General features: G+C 60.4%; 19 protein-coding genes. 7 read left to right on the top strand and 12 right to left on the bottom strand.

Translation table 11 applies throughout. The annotated features are described in order from the left end of the window. Positions 1-11: 11 nt before the first annotated feature. Entirely contained in the window at positions 12-530 is a 519-nt protein-coding gene (gene fldB, locus ABUK12_RS20910; RefSeq protein ID WP_410013613.1) for a flavodoxin FldB, read from the top strand. A gap of 31 nt (positions 531-561) precedes the next feature. On the opposite strand, the gene ABUK12_RS20905 is transcribed toward fldB, so the two are convergent. The 3 genes from ABUK12_RS20905 to ABUK12_RS20895 form a co-directional block, all read right to left on the bottom strand. Further along, on the bottom strand, positions 562-981 hold the full coding sequence (locus tag ABUK12_RS20905; RefSeq protein ID WP_410013612.1) for a protein YgfX: 420 nt from the start codon (positions 979-981) through the stop codon (positions 562-564). Further along, the gene (gene sdhE, locus ABUK12_RS20900) at positions 962-1,228 is read right to left on the bottom strand and encodes an FAD assembly factor SdhE (RefSeq protein WP_410013611.1); all 267 of its coding nucleotides are present in this window, start codon (positions 1,226-1,228) and stop codon (positions 962-964) included. The genes ABUK12_RS20905 and sdhE overlap by 20 nt, the downstream gene beginning before the upstream one ends. Positions 1,229-1,291: 63 nt before the next feature. Continuing rightward, complete coding sequence (locus ABUK12_RS20895) at positions 1,292-1,447, bottom strand: hypothetical protein (RefSeq protein ID WP_410013610.1); 156 nt, start codon at positions 1,445-1,447, stop codon at positions 1,292-1,294. Here ABUK12_RS20895 and ygfZ point away from each other — a divergent pair. Continuing rightward, complete coding sequence (gene ygfZ / locus ABUK12_RS20890) at positions 1,446-2,429, top strand: tRNA-modifying protein YgfZ (RefSeq protein WP_410013609.1); 984 nt, start codon at positions 1,446-1,448, stop codon at positions 2,427-2,429. The genes ABUK12_RS20895 and ygfZ overlap by 2 nt on opposite strands. 117 nt (positions 2,430-2,546) lie before the next feature. Here the strand turns inward: ygfZ and trhA are convergent, their stop codons facing one another. Further along, positions 2,547-3,194 (bottom strand): PAQR family membrane homeostasis protein TrhA, encoded by a 648-nt coding sequence (gene trhA / locus ABUK12_RS20885; protein ID WP_410013608.1) that lies wholly within the window; start codon positions 3,192-3,194, stop codon positions 2,547-2,549. A gap of 243 nt (positions 3,195-3,437) precedes the next feature. Between trhA and ABUK12_RS20880 the strand changes: the two genes are divergently transcribed. Continuing rightward, positions 3,438-4,046, top strand: coding sequence for an HD domain-containing protein (locus ABUK12_RS20880; protein ID WP_410013607.1), 609 nt, complete (start codon positions 3,438-3,440; stop codon positions 4,044-4,046). Here ABUK12_RS20880 and ABUK12_RS20875 read toward each other — a convergent pair. The 3 genes from ABUK12_RS20875 to mntR form a co-directional block, all read right to left on the bottom strand. Further along, entirely contained in the window at positions 3,964-6,180 is a 2,217-nt protein-coding gene (locus tag ABUK12_RS20875; protein WP_410013606.1) for a YgiQ family radical SAM protein, read from the bottom strand. The genes ABUK12_RS20880 and ABUK12_RS20875 overlap by 83 nt on opposite strands. Positions 6,181-6,299: 119 nt before the next feature. Further along, positions 6,300-7,523, bottom strand: coding sequence for a zinc metallochaperone GTPase ZigA (gene zigA / locus ABUK12_RS20870; RefSeq protein WP_410016735.1), 1,224 nt, complete (start codon positions 7,521-7,523; stop codon positions 6,300-6,302). 169 nt (positions 7,524-7,692) lie between these two features. Beyond that, the gene (gene mntR, locus ABUK12_RS20865) at positions 7,693-8,163 is read right to left on the bottom strand and encodes a manganese-binding transcriptional regulator MntR (protein WP_410013605.1); all 471 of its coding nucleotides are present in this window, start codon (positions 8,161-8,163) and stop codon (positions 7,693-7,695) included. Positions 8,164-8,542: 379 nt separating this feature from the next. Between mntR and ABUK12_RS20860 the strand changes: the two genes are divergently transcribed. From ABUK12_RS20860 to ABUK12_RS20845, 4 genes are read left to right on the top strand one after another with little or no spacing between them, the layout of a single operon-like run. After that, positions 8,543-9,400 (top strand): metal ABC transporter substrate-binding protein, encoded by an 858-nt coding sequence (locus ABUK12_RS20860; RefSeq protein ID WP_410016734.1) that lies wholly within the window; start codon positions 8,543-8,545, stop codon positions 9,398-9,400. Next, complete coding sequence (locus ABUK12_RS20855) at positions 9,397-10,209, top strand: ATP-binding cassette domain-containing protein (protein WP_410013604.1); 813 nt, start codon at positions 9,397-9,399, stop codon at positions 10,207-10,209. Before ABUK12_RS20860 ends, ABUK12_RS20855 begins: the two co-directional genes overlap by 4 nt. Beyond that, complete coding sequence (locus tag ABUK12_RS20850; RefSeq protein ID WP_410013603.1) at positions 10,209-11,078, top strand: metal ABC transporter permease; 870 nt, start codon at positions 10,209-10,211, stop codon at positions 11,076-11,078. The genes ABUK12_RS20855 and ABUK12_RS20850 overlap by 1 nt, the downstream gene beginning before the upstream one ends. Continuing rightward, positions 11,075-11,929: a metal ABC transporter permease gene (locus ABUK12_RS20845; RefSeq protein ID WP_410013602.1), complete on the top strand. Its 855-nt coding sequence runs from the start codon at positions 11,075-11,077 to the stop codon at positions 11,927-11,929. Before ABUK12_RS20850 ends, ABUK12_RS20845 begins: the two co-directional genes overlap by 4 nt. 122 nt (positions 11,930-12,051) lie before the next feature. On the opposite strand, the gene ABUK12_RS20840 is transcribed toward ABUK12_RS20845, so the two are convergent. The 5 genes from ABUK12_RS20840 to gcvT form a co-directional block, all read right to left on the bottom strand. Further along, positions 12,052-12,378, bottom strand: a complete 327-nt coding sequence (locus ABUK12_RS20840) for a transcriptional regulator (RefSeq protein WP_410013601.1) — start codon at positions 12,376-12,378, stop codon at positions 12,052-12,054. A gap of 109 nt (positions 12,379-12,487) precedes the next feature. After that, the gene (gene eptB, locus ABUK12_RS20835; protein WP_410013600.1) at positions 12,488-14,140 is read right to left on the bottom strand and encodes a kdo(2)-lipid A phosphoethanolamine 7''-transferase; all 1,653 of its coding nucleotides are present in this window, start codon (positions 14,138-14,140) and stop codon (positions 12,488-12,490) included. Positions 14,141-14,508: 368 nt separating this feature from the next. Further along, positions 14,509-17,373: an aminomethyl-transferring glycine dehydrogenase gene (gcvP, locus tag ABUK12_RS20830; RefSeq protein ID WP_410013599.1), complete on the bottom strand. Its 2,865-nt coding sequence runs from the start codon at positions 17,371-17,373 to the stop codon at positions 14,509-14,511. A 141-nt stretch (positions 17,374-17,514) separates the two neighbouring features. After that, entirely contained in the window at positions 17,515-17,907 is a 393-nt protein-coding gene (gene gcvH, locus ABUK12_RS20825; protein WP_410013598.1) for a glycine cleavage system protein GcvH, read from the bottom strand. A gap of 26 nt (positions 17,908-17,933) precedes the next feature. Then, on the bottom strand, positions 17,934-19,031 hold the full coding sequence (gene gcvT, locus ABUK12_RS20820; RefSeq protein WP_410013597.1) for a glycine cleavage system aminomethyltransferase GcvT: 1,098 nt from the start codon (positions 19,029-19,031) through the stop codon (positions 17,934-17,936). Between the last annotated feature and the right edge of the window lie 206 nt (positions 19,032-19,237).

Here is a 19,237-nt window from a genome sequence, read left to right as displayed (position 1 = left end):
TATGAGTAAAGATGAAAGTCGGTTTATTTTATGGCTCCAGTACCTGCTATACCGAAATGGCGGCGGAGAAAATCCGCGATATCCTGGGTCCGGATCTGGTCGACCTGCATAATATCAAGGATGTGCCGCCAAGCCGCATGGCAGAGTATAACGTGCTGATCCTCGGCATCCCCACCTGGGATTTCGGCGAAATCCAGGAAGACTGGGACGCCGCCTGGTCGCAGCTGTCCGATCTGGACCTGTCGGGCAAGATTATCGCCCTGTACGGCATGGGCGATCAGCTCGGCTACGGCGAGTGGTTCCTGGACGCGCTGGGTTATCTGCATGATGTGCTGGCGCCGCGGGGCGCCACCTTTATCGGTTTCTGGCCCACCGCCGGTTATGAATTCACCAGTCCAAAGGCATTGGCCGCCGACGGCGAGCATTTTGTCGGCCTGGCGCTGGATGAGGTGAATCAGTACGATTTAAGCGAGGAACGCCTGCAGCTGTGGTGCGAGCAGATCCTGAACGAAATGGCGGCGCTGCTTTAGCCTTCAGCATTGCGCCAAGGCCGGTCCGGCGTTAATCCAGCGTTTCCTGTGAGCCATGGTGCAGCAGCGCCTGGCGCAGGCTGCGCCACTCGCGCTGGCCCATGCAGTCCGCGGCCAGCCACAGGCGGCGCTTTTTTTTGCCCCCCACCTGGCGCAGGCGCAGCAACACCCCGCCTTTAAGCAGCCAGGGTTTGCCCACAACCGACCATTCCTGCTGATGCCAGCGGATATGCCGGTCGCTTTGCAGCACCAGCTCTCCCCGGCAGGCCATGATATTCCTCTGGCTGCGGATGCATTCAAACACCACAAGCGTTATCAGCGTAACCCAGACCAGGCCGTAATTTTCCGGCCACGGCGACAGCAGGATCACTAGGGTCAGGATCCCATGAACCGCCAGCGAAAAAATCTGCGTGCGCCAGGAGACCCGTATGTCACATCGCCAGAGGGCCACGGGCTTTATTTCGCTGTTGTATCATGGTTATCATTTTTTTTAATCCGCTGTCCTGGGGTTCGCCATGATTCATCAGCCAATTGAAAAGATCGGGATCGTCGCATTCCAGCAGGCGGACGAACAAGGCTTTGTCATCGTCGCTAAGGGTGTCATAGTCGTATTCAAAAAACGGCATTATGGAGATATCCAGCTCGCGCATGCCGCGGCGGCAGGCCCAGTGGATGCGCGCTTTATTGACGATATCCATTTGTATCTTTTACCTCATTTCCATCCGGCCAGGGCATAGTTTAACCCGTTTCGCGGGTCGGCATTACATAAAACGACACATTTCGACATGTTCCGGCAATTTTTTACCGGCACGCATCGCACATTTCGGCACAGCGCCGATGAAATAACCACTTGCAAAGCCTCTTGACTCTTTTACCATTAGGCTATTGTTTTGTCTTACAGGATAGGAGTGTTGCATGACACCTAAAGTTCCTTTTCCGCCGCGTTTACCTTCTCCCTCCAGCCATTTGCCCCTGACGCTGATGTCGCTTGAGGAATGGGCGCTGGTCGGGCTGACCGGGCCGGATACCCTTAAGTACCTGCAGGGCCAGGTCACCACCGATGTGGAGGCTATGGCGCGCGATCGGCATATCCTGGGCGCGCATTGCGATGCAAAAGGTAAAATGTACAGCAATATGCGTATATTCCATCGCGGCGCGGGCATGGCCTATATCGAGCGGCGCAGCGTGCGCGACGCCCAGCTTGCGGAACTGAAAAAATACGCGGTATTTTCCAAGGTCGCCATGACGGCGGACGACGACGCGCTGCTGCTGGGCGTCGCCGGGTTTCAGGCGCGCGCGGCCCTGGCCGGCCTGTTTGCCGCCCTGCCCGACGCCGAACATCAGGTGGTGGAGGACGGTGAAACGTCGATCCTGCATTTCAGCCTGCCCGCGGAGCGTTTTTTACTGGTCACCACCCCCGGCGTCCTGGAGCAGCTGCTGCACAAGCTTGAGGGCCAGGCACAGTTGACCGACAGCCGTCAGTGGCTGGCGTTGAATATCGAAGCCGGGTTGCCGGTCATCGACAGCGTCAACAGCGCGCAGTTTATTCCCCAGGCGGTCAACCTGCAGTCGCTCGGCGGCATCAGCTTTACCAAGGGCTGCTATGCCGGGCAGGAGATGGTGGCGCGCGCCAAATACCGGGGCGCCAATAAACGGGCGCTGTACTGGCTGGCCGGTAAAGCCGGCCGCGTGCCGGCGGCGGGAGAAGACCTTGAGCTGCAAATGGGCGATAACTGGCGCCGCACCGGCACGGTACTGGCCGCCCTGCAACTGGAGGACGGCAGCGTCTGGGTACAGGCGGTGCTGAATAACGATCTGGCGGCGGATAGCCGGCTGCGGGTCAAGGACGACGCCGCCGGCGCGCTGGCGATCCAGCCCCTCCCTTATGAAATCGAGTAAAGCAAACCGGCGCCTTTAAGCGGGGAGTGACTGACGCGCCCGGCGGCATAGGCATGGCGCCGGGTGTCGTGTGACTTTGACGGCGTTATCCCTGTTATCCGCGGCCGCCGGGCGGCATTAAATATACAAATAAATCGCCAGGAAATGGCATACGCTGCCGCCCAGCACAAACCCATGCCAGATGGCGTGATTGAACGGAATACGGTTGCAGGCGTAAAAAATGACCCCCACAGTGTAGACCAGACCGCCCACCGCCAGCAGCGTCAGGCCGCCCACCGGCAGGCGCTGCGCCAGCTGATAAATCACCACCAGCGATAGCCAGCCCATGGTCAGGTAGGTGATAAGCGATATCACCTCAAAACGATGGGCAAACGCCAGTTTGAACACGACGCCCAGCAGCGCCATGCTCCAGATCACCACCATCAGGCCCTTGGCCAGCGGCGACGCCAGGCCCACCAGCAGGAACGGAGTGTAGGTACCCGCGATCAGCAGGTAGATGGCGCAGTGGTCCATCTTTTTCAGCCAGCGCTTGGCCGGCGGATGGGGAATGGCGTGGTAGAGCGTAGAGGCCAGGAACAGCAGAATCATGCTGCCGCCGTACAAACTGTAGCTGGTGATGGCCGTCACGTCGGCGCCGACATGACCGGCCTGCACCAGCAATAGCACCAGGCCGACGATACCGAAGATCAGGCCGATGCCGTGACTGATGCTGTTGGCGATCTCTTCCGCCAGTGAATATCCCTGAGCTAATAGCTTATTAGCCATACGTAATACATCCTCAATCTTAACTCATTATCATTTTCGCCAACCGCACCAAGCTTAGCTGAGAACCATTCCAGTGTACACGCGTAAGCTGAAAAAATGTTAACGCGCCCTGACGGCGGCGGCGGCGCGCTTCGCACCGTATCGTCCCGGCGGCGATGGGAAACGGCGTGCAGAGAGCGTTCGAAATTGCCGCCGGTTTGGCCTACAATGTGGCGCTTTACGCTAGCGTGGTTAAAAATTGATATGTCTGAACTAACGCCTGAACTCGCCTTCGGCGAACTGACCGAAGTGATCGCTTTTTTAATGGAAATCGACAAGCTTAAAAGCATTCAGCGCCGCACCAAGGTCCTTGGCACCCAGCGTCAGGAAAATACCGCCGAGCACAGCTGGCATTTTGCCGTCGCGGCGATGGCGCTCGCGCCCTATGCGGACGATGACGTCGATATCAACCGGGTGATCCAGATGGCGCTGGTGCACGATATCGTGGAAATCGACGCCGGCGACGTACTGGTTTACGATTTGGTCGGGCGGGCGGCGGTGCATGCCCAGGAAGAAGCGGCCGCCGAACGGCTGTTCGGCCTGCTGCCGGCGCCGCAGCGCGGGCATTTCCATCAGCTATGGCTGGAGTACGAGGCGGGCGAAACGCCCAACGCGCAGTTTGCCCTGATGCTGGACCGGCTGATGCCGGTGCTGATGAACCTGCATAACCGCGGCCAAAGCTGGGTGGAAAACGGCATCCGGCTTGAGCAGGTGCTGACGCGCAACGCCTTTATCGGCGACGTTTACCCTGCCCTTTGGGAACATCTGAAACGCCATCTTGACGCCGCCCATCAGAACGGCTGGCTGAAGTAGCCCGGCCGGACGCCGCCGGCGCGCGCTGGCGCGCCATATCGGTATGCCGGGTCAGGGCGGGACGCGCGTTGCCGCGCGCGGCGCGCGGTTCCCCGCCGCCCGCCGCCGGGGAAGGCACCAGGCATTCGCCCCCGCCGCCGATCAGGTGCTTTAGTCCCATCTCTTCCAGCGCGGCGCGGATCAGCGCGGCATTGGCCGGATCGTGGTAACGCAGCAGCGCTTTATGCAAGCGGCGCTGGCGATCGCCGCGCGGCACCACCACCTCTTCGCTCTTATAGTCCACCTTGGCCAGCGGATTCTTGCCGGTGTAATACATGGTGGTGGCGCTGGCCAGCGGCGACGGATAAAAATTCTGCACCTGGTCGAGCCGAAAACGGTTTTTCTTCAGCCATAACGCCAGGTTGACCATATCCACATCGCGCGTGCCCGGATGCGCCGAGATAAAATAGGGAATAAGGTACTGTTTTTTCCCCGCCTCGGCGGAGTAGCGATCGAACAATGCCTTAAAGCGGTGGTAGCTGCCCATGCCCGGCTTCATCATCTTCGCTAAGGGCCCGGCCTCGGTATGCTCGGGCGCAATCTTCAGGTAGCCGCCCACATGGTGCAGCGCCAGTTCCTTGATATAGCGCGGATCCTCCACCGCCAGGTCGTAACGCACGCCGGAGGCAATCAGCACCTTTTTGATGCCTTTGACCGCCCGCGCCCGCCGGTAGAGCGAGATGGTCGGCTCATGATCGGTATCCATATGCGGGCAGATTTCCGGATAGACGCAGGAGGCGCGGCGGCAGGTCTGTTCCGCCCGGGGCGATTTACAGCGCAGCATATACATATTGGCGGTCGGCCCGCCCAGATCGGAAATCACGCCGGTAAACGCCGGCACCGTATCGCGGATGGCCTCGATCTCGCGCACGATGGACGCTTGCGAGCGGCTTTGGATAATACGGCCTTCATGTTCGGTAATCGAACAAAACGAGCAGCCGCCGAAGCAGCCGCGCATGATATTGATGGACGAGTGAATCATCTCATACGCCGGGATGGCCGCCTTGCCGTAGGACGGATGCGGCACGCGCTGGAACGGCAGGGCGAAAACCTGGTCCATCTCCGGGGTGGTCAGGGGAATGGCCGGCGGATTGATCCAGACATAACGATCGCCGTGTTTTTGCATCAGCGCCCGCGCGCAGCCGGGGTTGGTTTCGTGATGCAGGATGCGCGAGGCATGGGCATACATCACCTTATCGCCTTTGACTTTTTCGAACGAAGGCAGCAGCACGTAGGTTTTTTCCCACGGCTTGGGTTTGGCGGCGCGCACCGTTACCGATCCGGCCTGCGGAGCCGGCGCCGCGCCGTCGGCACAGGGCAGGTCGTCGCCATAGGGATTAAGGATCGGTTCGATGCGCCCAGGCTGGTCCAGGCGGGTGGAATCCACCCCGCTCCAGCCGGGCAGCGGCTCCCGGCGCATAATGGCGGTATTGCGCACATCGTTGATGGCGCCGATCGCCTCCCCCGCCGCCAGCCGATGGGCCAGCTCCACCAGCGGCCGCTCGCCGTTGCCGTAGATCAGCATATCGGCTTTCGAATCCACCAGCACCGAGCGGCGCACGGTATCGGACCAATAATCGTAATGGGCGATGCGCCGCAGGCTGGCCTCAATGCCGCCGAGGATCACCGGCACCTCTTTGTAAGCTTCCTTGCAGCGCTGGCTATAGGCCATGGTGGCGCGGTCCGGACGCTTGCCGCCGACGTTGCCGGGGGTGTAGGCGTCGTCATGGCGCAGCTTGCGGTCGGCGGTATAGCGGTTGATCATCGAATCCATATTGCCGGCGGTGACGCCAAAAAACAGGTTCGGCCGCCCCAGGCGCATAAAGTCGTCCTTGCTGGTCCAGTCCGGCTGGGCAATGATGCCGACGCGAAACCCCTGGGATTCCAGCATGCGGCCGATAATCGCCATGCCGAAGCTGGGATGATCGACATAGGCGTCGCCGCTGATTATCACCACATCGCAGCTGTCCCACCCCAATTGATCCATTTCGGCGCGCGACATCGGCAAAAACGGCGCGATGCCGTAACATTCCGCCCAATAAGGAGGATAGGAAAACAGGCCGCGTTCGGGTTGGATCAGGCTGGTGGACGCCATACAAGCACTCTTTATCTGGTTAATTCGCCGGGCGGCGATTATAAGCGTACCCGGCGAAATAAGCAGGGATCTTTATCAGTAGTGCGGGCTTTTGCCGATAAAAACAGCCAAATGCCAGGTTATGACCATTGCGGAAACGGATCGCCATACCAGAACCACATCTCCGGTCCCTGCGCCATTTCCCGATCGGTCAGCAGACAGGCGTCAAAACCTGCCCTTAAACCCGCCTCATCCATGCCGATTCCGATCAGCACCAGTTCCTGACGGGCATCGCCGACCCCGTCAACCCAGTTGTCGTGAATAAATGCCAGCGTATCGGGATCGCCGGGCCATCGATCGCGGGGTATGGCGGCCCACCAGCAGCCAGCCGGAGCATGCCTGCTGACGCCGCCGGCCTGGGACCATGAACCGGCATGCGCCGGACGGGTGGCCAGCCAGAAAAAACCCTTGGAACGCATCACCCCGGGCCAATCCTTCGCAATCCAGGCGTAGAAGCGCTCTGGATGAAACGGCCGGCGGGCGCGATAGACAAAGTGGGTAATGCCGTACTCTTCGGTCTCCGGCGTATGCTCGCCGCGCAGCTCCTTCAGCCAGCCCGGCGCCTGCGCCGCCTGGTCAAAATCAAACAATCCGGTGTTCAGGACGCTATCCAGCGCCACCCGGCCGAATTCAGCCGCTTCGATTTTTGCCCTTGGGTTCAGGCCGCGCAGGATAGCCAACAGGCGCAGGCGTTCGTCTTCGCCGATCAGATCGATTTTGTTCAGCACCAGCACATCGCAAAATTCGATCTGTTCGATCAGGAGATCCACCACCGTGCGCGGGTCCTCCACGCCCAGGGATTCGCCCCGGGATGACAGGCTGTCGCGCGAACCGTAATCGCGCAGGAAGTTGAACGCATCCACCACGGTGACCATGGTATCCAGGCGGGCGACGTGCGACAGGCTCAGGCCGTCGTCATCGGTAAAGGTAAAGGTCTCGGCCACCGGCAGGGGTTCGGAAATACCGGTGGATTCGATGACCAATTGGTCGAATTTGCCCTCTTTCGCCAGCCGGCCGACTTCCAGCAGCAAATCTTCCCGCAGGGTGCAGCAAATGCAGCCGTTGCTCATCTCCACCAGCCTTTCATCCGTTCTGGACAATTCCGCGCCGCCGTCGCGCACCAGTGCCGCATCAATATTCACGTCCGACATATCATTGACGATCACCGCCACGCGGCGGCCTTGCCGGTTGTTAAGGATGTGGTTAAGCAAGGTGGTTTTACCCGCGCCAAGGAACCCCGAAAGCACGGTTACCGGCAGGGGAACCGATGCACGCCCTTCCCCCGTCCGGGTTATGCCGGGCATCTTATCTGTCGCACGCATGTTTCACTCCATCAGTATTGTGGTCGGTAAAAGGGCGGAGAAGTCCGTGTTTATTGGTTATGTTATAACATAACATATTCAATAAAGACCAGAGCTTTCCCGCGTCTTTTGCCTGCGGGACACACAGAAGGAATGGATAAGGTGAAGGCCGTTATTTTTGCCGGGCGGCCTGTTCGGTAAACGCGCGGAAAATGGCCAGCGTTTCCTCGCTGACATGATGCTCCAGCCCTTCGGCATCCAGGCGCGCCGTCTCCGGACTGACGCCCAGCGCCAGCAGGAACGACTCGACCACCTGGTGCCTTTCCCGGCTGCGCGCCGCCAGCGCCTCGCCCTCGGGGGTAAGGAAAACGCCGCGGTAGGGTAATTGCCGGATTAGCCCCGCCGCGGCCAGCCTTTTCAGCATTTTCGCCACCGTGGGCTGCGATACGCCCAGCCGCGCGGCCAATTCCACCTGGCGGACTTCGCCGAAATCACGGATAAGATCGTCGATCAGCTCCACATAATCGTCCATCAGCTCGGCACGGTGGGCTGCCCTGACCTGAAGGAAACCCTGCGCATGTTCCTGCACATCCACAAGTTGCGTGGTACGGACGGGCATATCCGCTTTTTCAGGGGTGGTCATAGTCCTTCCTCTTGATGTACGGCTGCATAAGGCCATCACCGGCGATGGCGAGGTAAAGCATAGCATTGTTACCAAAGGCGTTGATAAACAAAATAGGCATGCACGGCGCGGCGGTGACGACAAACAGATTAAGTTTGCCTTTGCTATACAGTATAGCTCATGCTATATATGAACATTAAAGCATCACTTGTTAATTATATACATACAAATGTAATGACGCCCCGGCCGTGCGGACATCGGTAAAAGATGACGACGCTGTACTCCGACCCTGCCAGGGCCAGCCTGATGACCGGAAGCGTTTATGGAGATCGCCGACATGCCGTTATTGCCGTTAAAGAGACGTTTTTCCGCCCTGGCGCCATGGGGCCTGCTGTTTGGCATGGCGTTATCGCTTGCCGGCACCCCCGCCATGGCGGAGAAAAAATTCAAGGTGATAACCACCTTTACCATTATTCAGGATATGGCGCGCAACGTGGCCGGCGACGCGGCGGTAGTGGAATCCATCACCAAGCCCGGCGCGGAAATCCATGATTACCAGCCTACCCCGCGCGATATCGTCAAGACCCAGTCGGCGGATCTGATTTTGTGGAACGGCCTGAACCTGGAACGCTGGTTTGCCCGTTTTTTCGATAATATCCATGACGTGCCCTCGGCGGTGGTCACCGAGGGCATCGAGCCGCTGCCTATCCGTGAAGGCCCCTATAACGGCAATCCCAACCCCCATGCCTGGATGTCGTCCGCCAATGCGCTGATCTATGTGGAAAACATCCGCAAGGCGCTGGTGCAATACGACCCGGCCAACGCCGACGCCTACAACCGCAACGCCAAAGCCTATGCGGAGAAAATCGCCGCCACCGACGCCCCGCTGCGCGCCCGGCTGGCCAATATACCCGAATCCCGGCGCGTGCTGGTGACGAGCGAAGGCGCCTTCAGCTACCTGGCGCGGGATTACGCCCTGCGCGAAGCCTATCTTTGGCCGATCAACGCCGAGGAGCAGGGCACGCCCCAGCAGGTGCGCCGGGTGATCGATCTGGTGCGGGAGCAGCAGGTCCCGGTGGTGTTCAGCGAAAGCACCATCTCGGATAAACCCGCCCGGCAGGTCGCCAAGGAAACCGGCGCGCGCTACGGCGGCGTGCTATATGTCGATTCGCTGTCGGCAGCCGGCGGGCCGGTGCCCGACTACCTCAGCCTGCTTAACGTGACGGTGGATACCATCGCCAGGGGGTTCGGCCAATGAACAACACCGGCTATCAGCCCGATCTCCGGGTGGACGACGTGACGGTCACCTACAATAACGGCCATACCGCCATCAGCAACGCCAGCTTCCGGCTTACCGGCGGCACCATCTGCGCGCTGGTCGGCATCAACGGCAGCGGCAAATCGACATTGTTCAAAAGCATTATGGGCATGGTGCGCCCTTCCTCCGGCAAGGTTACCCTGGATAACCTGCCGGTGGCGAAGGCGCTGCGTAAAAACCTGATTGCCTATGTGCCGCAAACCGAGGAAGTGGACTGGAATTTCCCGGTGCTGGTGGCGGATGTCGTGATGATGGGGCGTTATGGCAAAATGTCTTTCCTGCGCATCCCTTCCGCCGAGGATAAGGCCCAGGTGGACCGGGCGCTGGCGCGGGTCGGCATGAGCGCATTCCGCCAGCGCCAGATTGGCGAACTGTCCGGCGGCCAGCGCAAACGGGTGTTCCTGGCGCGGGCGCTGGCGCAGCAGGGACGGGTCATGCTCCTTGACGAGCCGTTTACCGGTATTGATGTGCAGACCGAAGATGCCATTATCGCGCTGCTGCAATCGCTGCGCGCCGAAGGCCATCTGATCCTGGTCTCTACCCATAACCTGGCCAGCGTGCCGGAATTTTGCGACCGGGTGGTGATGATCAACCGCACGGTACTGGCCGCCGGCCCTACCGCCGCCGCCTTTACCCAGGAAAACCTGGAGCGGGTATTCGGCGGCAGGCTGCGCCAGTTTGATATCGCGGCGGCCGGGGCGCCGCGGGCCGGACTGCGCGCGGTCGACGCCGATAAGCGGGTGTCGTGATGATGGCGCTCTTGCTACAGCCGTTTCAGTACGATTATATGCTCAAGGCCATTTGGGTAAGCGGCATTGTCGGCGGGGTCTGCGCCTTTCTTTCGGCCTACCTGATGCTCAAGGGCTGGTCGCTGATGGGGGATGCGCTGTCCCACTCGGTGGTGCCGGGCGTGGCGGGCGCATATGCGCTGGGTTTGCCCATCGCCGCCGGCGCGTTCCTGACCGGTATGCTGGCGGCGCTGGTGATGACGCTGGTGCGCCATTATACCCGGCTGCGCGAGGACGCCATTATCGGTTTTGTCTTCACCACTTTTTTCGCCGTCGGGCTACTGATCGTTTCGCTAAATCCCACGTCGGTCAACGTGCAATCGATCATCTTCGGCAATATCCTCGGGATAGCCGACGCGGATGTCCTGCAGGTGCAGGTGATAAGCGGCGTGTCTTTTATCGTGCTGTGCGTGATCTGGAAGGATCTGCTGGCGGCGTTTTTTGACGAGGGCCATGCCGTCTCCATCGGCCTGTCGCCGCTGCGCCTGAAAATTATTTTTTTCACGCTGTTGAGCGCCTGTACCGTGGCCGCGCTGCAAACGGTCGGCGCCATCCTGGTCATAGCCATGGTGATAACGCCCGGCGCCACGGCGTACCTGCTGACCGATCGCTTCCCGCGCCTTATCATAATCGCCGTGATCATCGGCACCCTGACCAGCGCCTGCGGCGCCTGGCTGAGCTATTTCCTGAACGGCGCCACCGGCGGGGTTATCGTTACCCTGCAAACCCTGGTTTTCCTGCTGGCGTTTTTGCTGGCGCCGAAACACGGGCTGCTGGCCGCCAAGATGCGTGGCCGGGCGCGGGCTAAAGATAGACGGAGCGCCGGATGATGGCATGGTTGGATTACCTGCTCGCCTATGTCGCCGAACCACTGGGTTTCCCGTTTATGCAACGGGCGATTATCGCCGCCATCGCCACCGGCGTGGTGTGCGCCATCTTGTCGTGCTTCCTGGTGCTCAAAGGCTGGTCGCTGATGGGGGACGCCATTTCCCACGCGGTGCTGCCGGGCATTATCCTGGCCTATATCGCCGGACTGCCGATCGTGGCCGGCGCCTTTGGATCGGGTATCGTATGCGCCCTGGGCACCGGTTATATCAAAGACCACTGCCGGGTGAAGGAGGACACGGTCATGGGCATTGTCTTCTCGGGCATGTTCGCCCTCGGCCTGGTGCTGTTTTCACGTATCGATACCGACCAGCACCTTAGCCATATCCTGTTCGGCAATGTGCTGGGCATTACGCCCGCGGAGCTGTGGCAGGTCGTGTTGATAGCCGGCGCGGTATCCCTGGTCATCCTGGTCAAGCGCCGGGATCTGATGCTGTATTGTTTTGATCCGGCCCAGGCGCGGGTGCTGGGCCTGTCGGTAAAGACGCTGCATTATGGCCTGTTATGCCTGCTGGCGCTGACCATTGTCGCCGCCCTGCAGGCGGTGGGCGTGATACTGGTGATCGCCATGCTGATTTCACCCGGCATTACCGCCTCCCTGCTCGCCCGCCGGTTCGACGGGATGCTGCTGGCGGCGGTGCTGGTCTCGGTGTTCTCCTGCGTTACCGGCACGCTGATAAGTTTTTATATCGACGGCGCCACCGGGCCCTGTATCGTTATCGTCCAGGCCGTGCTGTTTGTGGCGGCGCAGATCTATCGCATCGCCCGGCGCAAAAATCACGCGGCCACCGCCTGAGCGCATCCGCCGGGCGCGGCGACGCTATCATGGTGCTGGCGCCGGGCGATACTTGCCAATCGCCTTCCCTTTTGTTGGTGCAAAATCCAGCCAGCAAATATCGCCGCGTCCAGGAATAAACATCAGTAATCCAGCTCCCCAGCGATGGGCGCCGCCAGATCGTCGGCATGGGCGGTATACGCGGTAAGTCCCATTAACAGGTCGGATTCCCGGAACCGTTTTTTATGGGCTTTTTGAGTGACTAATCCTTGCTCGCTCATCTCGATATCCACCGTATCCCCCGCTTCGAAATGCGGGATGGTTTTAAGGTTACCGGATAAACGCAGCGCAATGCTATTGCCCCATTTTTGTAAAACCGCCTGGGTATGCATAACAACCTTATAGGTAAAGGTATCGACAATGAGTAGACATGCAGCAGGCGCGATGTCAACACCGTGGGTGTCCGCCATACCCGGCACAGGGTGCCTTGTGCCGGTATGGGGCGTGATGACTGAAAAATCAGATCCCCGGGCATCACCGGCGTCTCGCCAAGGCCATCTCTGACCGGGACGCCGCGGCCTAGGGCGTCTGGCACCAGTTACGCTGCTTGACGATGCCGCCGTCGGGGGAGGTAAAGCCGATGCAGCCTAAGATACTGTCATAGAGTTTTTCATGGAATACCGGCGTCTTGGCCGCCGCGAGGGCGCGCAGCCGGCTAAACGCCGCCTGGTGATCGCTCCCGCGCAGGAAGCCGTCCGAGGCCCAGACCATAATGGGGATGGTGCGTTGTTCAATCGGCGCATGATCGCGCGGCGTGCCGTGGAAATGCATATTTTCCGCGATGGATTCCCCATGATCGGAGGCGTAGAACACGATGGCGTTACGATCGCGCAGCTGATCGAAGACCTGTTTCAGGAAATAGTCGGTGTACAGCAGGCTGTTGTCATAGGAATTGACCAGTTCCTCGGTGGAGCAGGCATCGTCGATGCCCTGGCATTCCGGCTGGTAACGGGCGAACTGGCGCGGATAACGCTCCGTATACATATAATGGGAACCCTTGGTATGCAGCACGATCAGGTGCTTGCCGTCGGGATGGCGCGCCAGGGAATCGTGCAGTTCGTCCACCAGCGCCATATCGTCCACCGGCTCGCCCGCGTTGCGTTTTTCCGCCTGGATGGTTTCGCGCAGGGCATAGTCGTCGGCCATCACCTTATTATAGAACCAGGCCTCGCTCTGCATGGAAAACAGCTCGGAGCTAAAGCCCTGTTTTTTTAATACGGAAAAGACGTTCATCTCTTTCAGGGTGCGCTGCGGCGCTTCCGACGCGCCGCCCTCGCGCACAAACATGCAGCGCAGGGAGAGCTTGGTGGACGTATCGCAGGAGTAGCCCTGCAGCAGCGCCAGGTTCTTTTCCTTGTCCAGGTTGGGCGTATTATCGCGCTGGTAGCCGTAGGCGCCCATATGGTCGCGGCGCGCGCTCTCGCCGATGATAAACACCACATACAGATCCTTGACATCCTTCGGCGCCACATACGTAAAATGCTGCGCCGGATCGTACAGCTTGCGGCTGTCCTCCGCCTGGCTATAGGAGCTGTAGATCAGCATGCCGAGCGCCGACAGCCAGTTTGACGGCGAGTAGGAGCCGGCGACCACGCCGCCGTAGCTGGCCATGGTGCGGTTATTCTCGCGATCGTGCTGGTCCTGTACCTGGCCCATCAGCTTCAGCGGCAGCCAGCAGCACAGGGCGGCGGTAACGATCAGCAGCCCTTTTTTGGAAATATGCCTGACGTTGCTGCGCCTGAGCGCCGCTTCGGGCATCGGCGCCAGCCAAATCAGCGCCAGGGGGATCAGGCTGACCAGGATAACCCAGATAAAGAAGTGGTAACCCACCGATTCCTTTGACAGGTCCACATCGGTGGTCATCACGGCGGCCAGGATGCCGTAGCCGATATCCACGTTGTACAGCACCATGTAATAACTGGCGGCCACCGAACTGACCACCACCAGGGTGACCAGTACGCGATAGAGTGTCTTGCCCAGCAGCGAGAGCAGCATGGTCAACAAAAACACCAGTGAAAACAATGCCAGCACTTCGATAGCCACCGACAAGGCATTATTATATTGCAGTTGCTGGTAGCGGCGGATCAGAATGGGTATGTTAAGAATAATCCCGATATAAAAAGCGATAAACAGGGAAATTTTCAGTTGGGATAGTTGCAGAAGCTTTCTCATTAATTCTATTTTTCTCAGTATAAATGACTGCGGATAAGCACATCCCGTACTTAATCACACTCCGCCGGGCCATCTTTAATGTCTTCGTAATATCAGACGAGGGATAATCCTTATCGGACCTCCGTATAGCTCAGGTGGTTCATTTAGTCAGGCGAATATCAGACGATATGATGTAACAACACGTGTTGTCGGCCGCAGCAGGCGGGGTAAAACAGCGGTAATGGGCGTCAGCGCAGGGGCGATCGCCGTCCGCCCGGCGCCGGGTGGGCTGGGCTTTCCAGGAAAGGCGTAGGATGCGGCCAAGCCCGCTCCCCCGCCCGTCCCGGTGCGATACCGGCGCGTCGAGCGGGGACAGCGCCGGTCAGCGCCTATTGATAATCGTCGATCGGCACGCAGGAGCAGAATAAATTGCGATCGCCGTACACATCATCCAGGCGTTTTACGCTCGGCCAGTATTTATTGCCGAAGCCCGCGGGAAACGCCGCGGTTTCCCGGCTGTAGGGATGGGACCACTCGCCCGTCAGCTCGCGCTCGATATGGGGCGCGTTGACCAGCGGATTGTCCGCCAGCGGCCATTCGCCGCTGCCCACCCGGTCGATTTCACCGCGGATGGCCAGCATCGCGTCGATAAAGCGATCCAGTTCCACCTGGCTTTCGGATTCGGTGGGCTCGACCATCAGCGTTCCCGCCACCGGGAAAGACATGGTGGGGGCGTGGAAACCGTAATCGATCAGGCGCTTGGCGATATCCATCTCGCTGATGCCGGTCGCTTCCTTCAGCGGCCGGATGTCCAGGATGCATTCATGGGCAACGCGGCCGTCGCGCCCGGTATACAGCACCGGAAACGCGGACTGCAACCGGCTGGCGATATAGTTGGCGTTCAGGATCGCCACCTGGCTGGCCTGCTTGAGTCCCTGGGCCCCCATCATGCGGATATACATCCAGCTGATCGGCAGGATCGAGGCGCTGCCGAACGGGGCGGCGGATACCGCGCCCTGGCGCGTCAGCACGCCGTCGATATGTACTACGGCATGCCCCGGCACAAACGGCGCCAGATGCGCTTTCACGCCGATGGGGCCCATGCCCGGGCCGCCGCCGCCGTGGGGAATGCAGAAGGTTTTATGCAGGTTCAGGTGCGAAACGTCGGCGCCGATAAAGCCCGGCGAGGTGATGCCGACCTGCGCGTTCATATTGGCGCCGTCCAGATACACCTGGCCGCCGAACTGGTGCACGATTTGGCAGACTTCGCGGATGGTCTCTTCGTATACGCCGTGGGTCGACGGGTAGGTCACCATGATGCATGACAACTGATCGCCGGCCTGTTCGGCTTTCCGGCGCAAATCGTGTAAATCGATATTGCCGTTTTTATCGCAGGCCACCACGGTGACCGACATGCCGGCCATCTGGGCGGACGCCGGGTTGGTGCCGTGGGCGGAGCTGGGGATCAGGCAGATACGGCGGTTGCCCTCGTTGCGGCTCTCATGATAGCGGCGTATGGCCAGCATGCCGGCGTATTCTCCCTGCGCGCCCGAATTGGGCTGCATGCACAGCGCGTCATAGCCGGTAAGCTGCACCAGCCAGCGGGAGAGTTGAGCGATCATCTGCTGGTAGCCGGCCGCCTGCCCGACGGGACAAAACGGATGCAGCTCGGCGAACTCCGGCCAGGTGATGGGGATCATCTCGGCGGCGGCGTTCAGCTTCATGGTGCAGGAGCCGAGCGGGATCATCGACTGGTTAAGCGCCAGATCCTTGCGTTCCAGCTGATGCATATAACGCATCATGTCCGTTTCGCTGTGGTAACGGTTAAACACCGGATGCGTCAGGATGGGCGTGGCGCGCAGCAGATCCGCCGGGATGACCTCCCCGACCGCGCGATCAAGGGCGTCGATATCCAGCACGGCGTCGCCGCCGGTCACCACGCCGTACAGCGCGGCAAGATCGTCGCGGCCGGTGGTTTCATCAAGCGTTATCCCCACCGCCCCGTCCAGGTCGGCGCGCAGGTTAATGCCGCGGGCCAGCGCGCGGCTTATCACCGCGTCTTTATCCGCCACATTGACGGTGAGGGTATCGAACCACCGGGCATGGCGCAGCGTCAGTCCCGCCGCCGTCAGGCCGGAAGCCAGGATGGCGGTCAGGCGATGGATGCGCGCGGCGATGCGTTTCAATCCTTCCGGACCGTGGTAGACCGCGTACAGGCCGGCGATATTGGCCAGCAGTACCTGCGAGGTGCAGATATTGGAGTTGGCCTTTTCGCGGCGGATATGCTGCTCGCGGGTTTGCATCGCCATGCGCAGGGCGGTACTGCCGGCCGCGTCGCGGGACACGCCGATAATACGTCCCGGCATGGAGCGCTTGACGTCGTCACGGGCGGCGAAAAATGCCGCGTGCGGGCCGCCGTAGCCCATGGGCACGCCGAAACGCTGGGAAGAGCCGAACACCACGTCGGCCCCCTGCGCGCCCGGCGCCGCCAGCAGCACCAGCGCCATCATATCGGCCGCCACGCAGCTGATGATGTGACGGGTTTTCAGTTCGGCCAGCAGCGCGCGGTAATCATGCAGTTCGCCGGTGGTGCCCGTCTGTTGCAGCAGCACGCCGAAGACGCCCTGCTGTTCCAGCGCGCGCGGGGCCGGGCCGGTGATCACCTCGAAACCGAAGGTCTCGGCGCGGGTGCGCACCACGTCCAGCGTTTGCGGATGGACATCGTCGGCGACAAAAAACACGTTGGCCTGTTTGAGCTTGCTGGCGCGCTTGGCCAGCGCCATGGCTTCCGCCGCCGCCGTGGCTTCATCCAGCAGCGAGGCGGAGGCGATATCCAGCCCGGTCAGGTCGAGGGTCAGTTGCTGGAAATTCAGCAAGGCCTCAAGGCGCCCCTGGGCGACCTCCGGCTGATAAGGCGTATAGGCGGTGTACCAGCCCGGGTTTTCCAGCATGTTGCGCAGGATCACCGGCGGGGTGACCACCGCGCTGTAGCCCATGCCGATATAGGTTTTAAACCGCTGGTTAAGACCCGCCATGGCCCTGAGCTCCGCCAGCGCCTGGGATTCCGTGGCCGCATCGCCGACCGCCGGAGGCGCCGGCAGCTGGATGTCGGCCGGGACGATGTGGCCAATCAACGCGTCGAGCGTCGCGGCGCCGATAGCCGACAGCATATGCGCCTGCTGCTGCGCGCTGGGGCCGATATGACGCTTGATAAAAGCGTCATGGTGTTCAAGCTGGCTGAGAGTCTGGGTCATAAACAACAATTCCTGCATCGGGCATGGGACGGGGAAAGGCAACGTGCTCGGCAGGGACAGGGGCCGGTATTCCAACGCCCTGTCCCGCCTGTTGGCCTCCGGACGGCTAATTAACCGTGCGGGGCCGGGTCTCGGCGGTGGTTATTCGTCTTCGTCGAGCGTGGCCTCATAGGCCTCGGCGTCAAGCAATCCGGCGACCTCGCTTTCGTCGTCGGCCTTGATCTGGAACAACCAGCCCTCGGTGTAGGGCGCGCTGTTCACCAGTTCCGGCGACGCTTCCAGCTCTTCGTTCACCGCCACGATCTCGCCGCCGATGGGCGCATAGATATCCGAGGCGGCTTTCACTGATTCGGCTACCGCGCAATCGTCGCTGGCGGCGAAGGATGTGCCGACGTCCGGCAGGTCGAGAAACACCATATCGCCCAGCAGTTCCTGGGCATGTTCGGTAATGCCGACGGTATACACGCCGTTACCTTCGTTGCGCACCCATTCGTGGGAGGGGGTATATTTTAGTTCTTGCGGCACATTGCTCATTGCCTTCCTCACTCTTGCAAAGTTAATTATTGAACGACCGGTTTACCGGCGCGTACAAAACCAGGTTTGGTGACCTTAACCGGCATTTCGCGGTTACGGATTAATACAATGGCGTGCTCGCCGATACCGGCGGGCACGCGGGCCAGGGCAATGCTGAAACCCAGGGTGGGCGAGAACGAACCGCTGGTTATCACGCCCGTTTTCATATTACCGTCGGCGTCGGTAAAGTGTACCGTCAGGTCGTTGCGCAGCACACCTTTTTCCGTCATCACCAGGCCGACCAGTTGGTCGGTGCCGGCGCGGCGCTGGGCTTCAAGCGCCTCGCGGCCGATAAAATCCCGATCCTCGGGCTGCCAGGCGATGGTCCAGCCCATGTTGGCCGCCAGGGGAGAAATACGCTCATCCATTTCCTGGCCGTACAGGTTCATGCCGGCTTCCAGGCGCAGCGTATCGCGCGCGCCCAGGCCGCAGGGTTTGACGCCCGCCGCCAGCAGTTTGCGCCAGAAGGACTCCGCCTCGGTTTTCGGCAGCGCAATTTCAAATCCCGCCTCGCCGGTATACCCGGTGGTGGCGATAAATAAATCCTCCGACTGCACGCCGAAGAACGGTTTCATCCCGGCCACCGCCGCCTGCTGCGCGGGGGTAAACAGCGTGCGCGCTTTCTCCTGCGCCCGCGGGCCCTGTACGGCAATCAGCGCCAGGTCGTCGCGTACCCGTACCGACACACCGTAGGGGGCCGCGTGGTCGGTCACCCAGGTGACGTCTTTGTCGCGGGTGGCGGAATTCACCACCAGGCGAAAATAAGTCTCTTCGAGGAAATAGACGATCAGATCGTCGATAACGCCGCCTGAGGCGTTCAGCATGCCGCTGTAGAGCGCCTTGCCGGGCACGGTGAGCTTGGCCACGTCGTTCGCCAGCAGGTGGCGCAGGTATTCGCGGGTGCGCGGACCCGTTAAATCGATGATGGTCATATGGGACACATCAAACATGCCCGCGTCGCGGCGCACCTGGTGATGCTCCTCCAGCTGGGAGCCATAGTGCAGCGGCATCATCCAGCCATGGAAGTCCACCATTTTCGCGCCGCACGCTATGTGCTGTTCATACAACGATGTCAGCTGGGCCATCTCGTCCTCTTTGTCGTCAAATCAGGAGCTGTAAAATTGAATTTTACGCCGCGACGCCCACAGCGAATCCGGCGGCGCAAACGATACCTTTTGCCAGAAGTTACCACTGAATCCCGGGGGAAACCATAAATTAAATTATCCTGCGGCCAGGGCGGCGCAGGCGGAGGGAATAGGCATGAATCAGCATGTTATGTTGGCAAAGTGGC

This window comes from Sodalis sp. C49, from assembly GCF_046352915.1.
In the GTDB taxonomy this organism is placed as follows: domain Bacteria; phylum Pseudomonadota; class Gammaproteobacteria; order Enterobacterales; family Enterobacteriaceae; genus Acerihabitans.
This window is presented reverse-complemented; position numbering and strand designations above follow the sequence as displayed.

Bases quoted from the DNA above. Each gene is read 5' to 3' on its own strand.
- fldB (WP_410013613.1), top strand. From the start codon at position 12: ATGAAAGTCGGTTTATTTTATGGCTCCAGTACCTGCTATACCGAAATG.
- sdhE (WP_410013611.1), bottom strand. From the start codon at position 1,228: ATGGATATCGTCAATAAAGCGCGCATCCACTGGGCCTGCCGCCGCGGC.
- ygfZ (WP_410013609.1), top strand. From the start codon at position 1,446: ATGACACCTAAAGTTCCTTTTCCGCCGCGTTTACCTTCTCCCTCCAGC.
- ABUK12_RS20895 (WP_410013610.1), bottom strand. From the start codon at position 1,447: ATGCAACACTCCTATCCTGTAAGACAAAACAATAGCCTAATGGTAAAA.
- trhA (WP_410013608.1), bottom strand. From the start codon at position 3,194: ATGGCTAATAAGCTATTAGCTCAGGGATATTCACTGGCGGAAGAGATC.
- ABUK12_RS20880 (WP_410013607.1), top strand. From the start codon at position 3,438: ATGTCTGAACTAACGCCTGAACTCGCCTTCGGCGAACTGACCGAAGTG.
- ABUK12_RS20875 (WP_410013606.1), bottom strand. From the start codon at position 6,180: ATGGCGTCCACCAGCCTGATCCAACCCGAACGCGGCCTGTTTTCCTAT.
- zigA (WP_410016735.1), bottom strand. From the start codon at position 7,523: ATGCCCGGCATAACCCGGACGGGGGAAGGGCGTGCATCGGTTCCCCTG.
- mntR (WP_410013605.1), bottom strand. From the start codon at position 8,163: ATGACCACCCCTGAAAAAGCGGATATGCCCGTCCGTACCACGCAACTT.
- ABUK12_RS20860 (WP_410016734.1), top strand. From the start codon at position 8,543: ATGGCGTTATCGCTTGCCGGCACCCCCGCCATGGCGGAGAAAAAATTC.
- ABUK12_RS20855 (WP_410013604.1), top strand. From the start codon at position 9,397: ATGAACAACACCGGCTATCAGCCCGATCTCCGGGTGGACGACGTGACG.
- ABUK12_RS20850 (WP_410013603.1), top strand. From the start codon at position 10,209: ATGATGGCGCTCTTGCTACAGCCGTTTCAGTACGATTATATGCTCAAG.
- ABUK12_RS20845 (WP_410013602.1), top strand. From the start codon at position 11,075: ATGATGGCATGGTTGGATTACCTGCTCGCCTATGTCGCCGAACCACTG.
- ABUK12_RS20840 (WP_410013601.1), bottom strand. From the start codon at position 12,378: ATGGCGGACACCCACGGTGTTGACATCGCGCCTGCTGCATGTCTACTC.
- eptB (WP_410013600.1), bottom strand. From the start codon at position 14,140: ATGAGAAAGCTTCTGCAACTATCCCAACTGAAAATTTCCCTGTTTATC.
- gcvP (WP_410013599.1), bottom strand. From the start codon at position 17,373: ATGACCCAGACTCTCAGCCAGCTTGAACACCATGACGCTTTTATCAAG.
- gcvH (WP_410013598.1), bottom strand. From the start codon at position 17,907: ATGAGCAATGTGCCGCAAGAACTAAAATATACCCCCTCCCACGAATGG.
- gcvT (WP_410013597.1), bottom strand. From the start codon at position 19,031: ATGGCCCAGCTGACATCGTTGTATGAACAGCACATAGCGTGCGGCGCG.